Origin of the sequence: Phenylobacterium sp., assembly GCF_041920015.1 — a bacterium.
In the GTDB taxonomy this organism is placed as follows: domain Bacteria; phylum Pseudomonadota; class Alphaproteobacteria; order Caulobacterales; family Caulobacteraceae; genus Phenylobacterium.
The window spans coordinates 1-4,830 of the sequence record NZ_JAYRST010000130.1 but is presented as its reverse complement, the minus strand read 5'-3'; the positions used below and the strand labels follow the sequence as shown (position 1 = coordinate 4,830).

Sequence of the window (4,830 nt, the reverse complement as noted above, 5' to 3'; positions counted from 1 at the left end):
AACGGCGCAATCCCATATCTATTCCATTGCTTCCAAAGTCCGACGAGCCATGCCTAGCCTCAACGAAATCAGAGCCGCGTTCCTGGGCTACTTCGAAAAGAATGATCACCTGATCATTCCGTCGGCTCCGCTCGTGCCGCAGAACGACCCGACCCTGTTGTTCGTCAATGCGGGTATGGTGCCGTTCAAGAACTACTTCACCGGCGCCGAGACCCCGCCGGCCAAGCGTGCGGCGTCTTCGCAGAAATCGGTCCGCGCCGGCGGCAAGCACAACGACCTGGACAATGTCGGCTACACCGCGCGCCACCACACCTTCTTCGAGATGCTGGGGAACTTCTCCTTCGGCGACTATTTCAAGGAAGGCGCGATCGAGTACGCCTGGACCCTGCTGACCAAGGAATTCGGGATTCCGGCGGAGAAGCTCTGCGTCACCGTCTATCACACCGACGAAGAGGCCGCCGCGCTCTGGAAGAAGATCGCCGGTCTGCCGGACGACAAGATCATCCGCATCGCCACCAGCGACAATTTCTGGTCGATGGGCGACACCGGCCCCTGCGGGCCATGTTCGGAAATCTTCTACGACCACGGCGCGCACATCCCCGGCGGCCCGCCCGGCAGCCCGGACGAGGACGGCGACCGGTTCGTCGAGATCTGGAATCTCGTCTTCATGCAGTTCGAGCAGTTCGCCGACGGCCGGCGGATCGACCTGCCCAAGCCGCAGATCGACACCGGCATGGGGCTGGAGCGGATCGCCGCGGTCCTGCAGGGCGTGCACGACAACTATGACGTCGACCTGTTCCGCACCCTGATCGCCGCCTCCAAGGCGCTGGTGGGCGACGGCAGCAACGGCCCGTCGCATCGGGTCATCGCCGACCATCTGCGCTCGACCAGCTTCCTGATCGCCGACGGCGTGTCGCCCTCCAACGAAGGTCGCGGCTACGTCCTGCGCCGGATCATGCGCCGCGCCATGCGCCACGCCCACCTGCTGGGCGCCGAGGAGCCGCTGATGCACCGGCTGGCTCCGGTCCTCGTGGCCGAGATGGGCGAGGCCTATCCCGAACTGAAGCGGGCCGAACCGGTGATCGTCGAGACCCTGCGCCAGGAGGAGGAACGGTTCCGCCGCACCCTAGGCCGTGGCATGACGCTGCTGGACGAGGCGACCGCGGACATGAAGCCGGGCGACATGCTGCCTGGTGAAACCGCCTTCAAGCTCTACGACACCTACGGCTTCCCGCTCGACCTGACCCAGGACGCGGTGCGCAACAAGGGGCTGTCGGTCGACCTGTCGGGCTTCGAGGACGCCATGCGCCGCCAGCGCGACCAGGCGCGCGAGGCCTGGACCGGCTCAGGCCAGGCGGCGGCCGCCGCCGAATGGTTTTCGATCCGCGAGCGGCTGGGCGCGACCGAGTTCCTCGGCTACGAGACCACCGAGGCGACCGGCAAGCTGCTGGCCCTGGTGGCCGGTGGCGCCGAGGTCCAGGCCGCTTCCAGCGGCCAGACCGTGCTTGCCGTATTCGACCGCACCCCCTTCTACGCCGAGAGCGGCGGCCAGGCCGGCGACGTGGGCGAGATCGAATGGAACGGCGGCAAGGCGCGGGTGCTCGACACCCAGAAGCAGGCCGGCGACCTGTTCGTGCATGAGATCGAGATCCTGCAGGGCGAGCTCGCGCCCGGCGCCGAGGCGCGTCTGGCGGTCGATCCCGACCTGCGCACGGCCACCCGCGCCAACCACTCGGCGACCCACCTGCTGCACGCGGCTCTACGCAACGTGCTGGGCCCGCACGTGTCGCAGAAGGGCCAGATGGTCGATGGCGAGCGCATCCGCTTCGACTTCAGCCACGGCGGCCCGGTGACGCCGGAGGAGATCGAGAAGATCGAAGCCGAGGTGAATGCGGTGGTCCGCCAGAACCTGGCCGCGGTGACCGAGGAAATGGCGCCCGACAGGGCGATCGAGGCCGGCGCCATGGCGCTGTTCGGCGAGAAGTACGGCGACAGCGTGCGCGTGCTGACCCTGGGCAAGGCGCTGAGCGGCGACGGGAACTATTCGGTCGAACTGTGCGGCGGCACCCATGTCGCGCGCACCGGCGACATCGCGCTCTTCAAGGTCGTCTCGGAAAGCGGCGTGGCGGCCGGCGTGCGCCGGATCGAAGCCCTGACCGGCGAGGCGGCGCGCCGCTGGCTGACCGAGCAGGCCGGCGTCGCCAAGGCCCTGGCCGACCAGTTCAAGGTTCCGGTGGCCGAGGTCGCCGCGCGGGTCGAGGCGTTGGAGACCCAGCGCCGCAAGCTGGAGAAAGACCTGGCCGACGCCAAGCGCCAACTGGCCATGGGCGGCGGGTCGACCGGCGCTACGGCCGGCCCCGAGGAAATCGGCGGCGTGCAGGTCATCGCCCGCGTCATGGATGGCGTCGGCGGCAAGGACCTGCGCCCGATCGCCGAGGCGTTCAAGAAGCAGCTTCCGGACGGCGTCATCGCCCTGGTCGGGTCCGCGGACGGCAAGGCGGCCGTAACGGTCGCCGTCACGGGCTCTGCGGCCGGCCGGTTCAGCGCGGTCGACCTGGCCAAGGCGGCGGTCCAGGCCATGGGCGGCCAGGGCGCCGGCGGGCGGCCTGACTTCGCACAAGGCGGCGCTCCGGACGGCGCCAAGGCGGCTGAGGGCCTGGCGGCGATTAAGGCCTTGCTCGCCGTCTGACCAGCCAGAGCATTTTCCGCCGAAGTGGACACCGGTTCGGCGGAAAATGCATTAAATTCAAAGAGTCTTGAGCATGAACCGTTTCAATGGAAACGGTTCATGCTCTGGGTCAGTGCGTGACGCGGATTCGGGCGCTGCCTGGCGCTCCGACGCCGCCGATGCAAGCGGCCGGCTTGAAGGAAAGGTCGTAGCAGAGGCGCACGTCTTCCAGGCGATTGCCGCTGGCGACCTTGACGTAGACCCCGTCGGCGCGAAGCGCGCGATTGGCTCGGACGAAGGCGCGGCGCACATCGCCGGCGGTGGCGGCGCCCGAAACGTCCGGCGCGCGGATATCGGCCCAGAGGGCGCGGGCCTTGGCGAAGTAGGCCTCCGAGGTCGTCCAGCCGCAGGTTCCGTGCGCGGCCCATTCCCGTTGCAGCAATTGCGGCGAGGGCGTCATGCAGTAGCTGGCGCGCAGCGTGGCCGGCGACAGCGGCGGGGCCGGGGCGCAATAGCGCGGATGCCGGCCGCCGCGCCCGTTGGGCCAGAGGCCATGCACGACGAAGCCGAAATGGTTGCGCTCGCACTGGCCGGCGCTGCCTGCCGCGCGCCGATGGGTGCGGCACCATTCGGGCGACCAGGTCAGGGCCAGCATGTAGGAAGCGGTCTTGGCGTCCCGGACGATCTCGCGTGCGGGCGGAGGCGTCGCGGGCGCGGGGGCGACGCCGCGTGGGATCGTACAGGCTCGGAAGGGCTCGGCGCCTGCACTCGCAGGAAGCGCCGCCAGAATGATGACGGTCCCGGCCACGGCCCTCATTTCGCAGCCTCCGGCAGGCGGATCTGGACGAGCTTCCAGGTGAAGGCCGCGCGCCGCTCGAAGGTGAAGAGGGCCGCCGTCTCCATGGCCTTCGATCCCTTGGGCGGCACGGCGATCCGCACCCGGTTGGGGTCCCAGTAGCGCAGCTTCGGAAAGCCGCCGTCGCCGATATCGGCGGAGGCTTGCCCTGGCCGGTAGCCGCGGGCCAGATCGTAGAGGCCAGGGGCGCGGAGATAGGGCTCCAGGGAGGGCGGCAGCGGCACGACCGGCTCGATGGCCCGTTTCACCGCGCCCACCGGGTCGGTCCAGATGTCGGGCGGGGCCGGCGCCGCCACCGGTTCGGCGGCGACCTGCGGGCGCAGGCCCTGGCGGACGGCGGCGTAATCGACCAGTTGGGCCAGGGCTTGGCCATCCCCGTCGCGCGCCGCGGCCTTCACGGCCCGAAATGCGAAGAACGGCGCGACCGCGAAGGTCAGCGCCGTTCCGAAGATCGCAAGGACGATCAGGCGGAAGACCGCGCGACGGAGGCTCCAGTCCGCGCGGCCGTCCATAGTCAGGCCGACTTGTTCAGGGCCGCCTGAAGATTCGCAGCGACCTTGTCGATGAAGCCTTCGGTGGTCAGCCAGCCCTGGGTGTCGCCGACCAGCAGCGCCAGGTCCTTGGTCATCGAACCGGCTTCGACGGTGCTGACGCAGACCTTTTCCAGCGTCTCGGCGAAGTCGGCGAGTTCGGGGTTGTCGTCGAGCTTTGCGCGGTGCTTCAACCCCTGGGTCCAGGCGAAGATCGAGGCGATCGAGTTGGTCGAGGTCGACTCGCCCCGCTGGTGCTGGCGGTAGTGGCGGGTGACGGTGCCGTGGGCGGCCTCGGCCTCCATGATCTTGCCGTCCGGCGTGATCAGCACCGAGGTCATCAGGCCCAGCGAGCCGAAGCCCTGGGCGACCTGGTCGGACTGCACGTCGCCGTCGTAGTTCTTGCAGGCCCAGACGAAGCCGCCGGACCACTTGAGCGCCGAGGCGACCATGTCGTCGATCAGGCGGTGCTCGTAGGTGATGCCCGCTTCCTTGAACTTGCCGGCGTATTCGGCCTCGTAGACCTCGGCGAAGATATCCTTGAAGCGGCCGTCATAGGCCTTGAGGATGGTGTTCTTGGTCGAGAGATAGACCGGGTACTTCCGTTGCAGGCCGTAGTTCAGGCAGGCGTGGGCGAATTCGCGGATCGAGTCGTCCAGGTTGTACATGCCCATGGCGACGCCGCCGCCGGGGAACTCGAACACCTCGTGCTCGATCGACTCGCCGTTGTCGCCTTCCCACTTGATGGTCAGGCGGCCGGGCCCGGGAACCCTGAA

General features: G+C 68.6%; 4 protein-coding genes. 1 reads left to right on the top strand and 3 read right to left on the bottom strand.

Going from position 1 to position 4,830, the window contains the following annotated elements; all coding sequences use genetic code 11:
* The first annotated feature begins 49 nt into the window (after positions 1-49).
* A complete protein-coding gene (gene alaS / locus ACE3TL_RS16570) occupies positions 50-2,689 on the top strand; it encodes an alanine--tRNA ligase (protein WP_374579765.1) in 2,640 nt (879 codons plus the stop codon).
* 109 nt (positions 2,690-2,798) lie between these two features.
* Here the strand turns inward: alaS and ACE3TL_RS16565 are convergent, their stop codons facing one another.
* The 3 genes from ACE3TL_RS16565 to ACE3TL_RS16555 form a co-directional block, all read right to left on the bottom strand.
* Positions 2,799-3,485: a ribonuclease T gene (locus ACE3TL_RS16565; protein WP_374579764.1), complete on the bottom strand. Its 687-nt coding sequence runs from the start codon at positions 3,483-3,485 to the stop codon at positions 2,799-2,801.
* Positions 3,482-4,036 (bottom strand): DUF2939 domain-containing protein, encoded by a 555-nt coding sequence (locus tag ACE3TL_RS16560; RefSeq protein WP_374579763.1) that lies wholly within the window; start codon positions 4,034-4,036, stop codon positions 3,482-3,484. Before ACE3TL_RS16560 ends, ACE3TL_RS16565 begins: the two co-directional genes overlap by 4 nt.
* 2 nt (positions 4,037-4,038) lie before the next feature.
* On the bottom strand, positions 4,039-4,830 hold a 792-nt coding region (locus ACE3TL_RS16555), incomplete at its 5' end, for an NADP-dependent isocitrate dehydrogenase (RefSeq protein ID WP_374579762.1).